This window comes from Shewanella ulleungensis (assembly GCF_014648315.1).
Taxonomy (GTDB): Bacteria; Pseudomonadota; Gammaproteobacteria; order Enterobacterales; family Shewanellaceae; genus Shewanella; species Shewanella ulleungensis.
The window spans coordinates 1-513 of record NZ_BMQW01000044.1 but is presented as its reverse complement, the minus strand read 5'-3'; the positions used below and the strand labels follow the sequence as shown (position 1 = coordinate 513).

Here is a 513-nt window from a genome sequence, read left to right as displayed (position 1 = left end):
GTGCGAGTTCCTTTGCATAACAATCAAGTAGTGCCATGTCTAAATCAATGTTGCGCTGCACGATAGGGTCTTGATATTGCTCGCGAAGTTTTTGTCTTGCAGAGATGTTTTTAAGATTAAGTTCAGTGGCAGGTAAATTGTATTGGCTATTAGTGTTAACCACATGACCTTTAAGCATAGCGCCGTGACGGACAATCTTCATTCTACGACGTAGTAAGTCACGTGCTGCGCGCATTTCACTTGGATAATCATAAGCTATTGGAAAGTTACCACCACGCAGTAGTGTGGCAATTTTAAAGGAATCGACTTTATCATTTTTGGTTTTACCACCGTGAATCGCCTTCATGTAAAGCGCATGACCTAAGATAAAATCAATCCCAAGTTCAGCACACCAGTCAGACACCCAATACCAGCAATGCATGCACTCAACCCCGACAATCACATTGCCGATATAGGGTTCTAGAATGAGTAATAAGTCATCTTTATCAGCACCAATCTTTTTATGGATGACAA

At 41.3% G+C, this 513-nt stretch carries 1 protein-coding gene; it reads right to left on the bottom strand.

Translation table 11 applies throughout. The features are described from left to right. The coding region (locus IEY40_RS20145; protein ID WP_188959370.1) for an IS110 family transposase at positions 1–513 on the bottom strand (513 nt) is incomplete at both ends.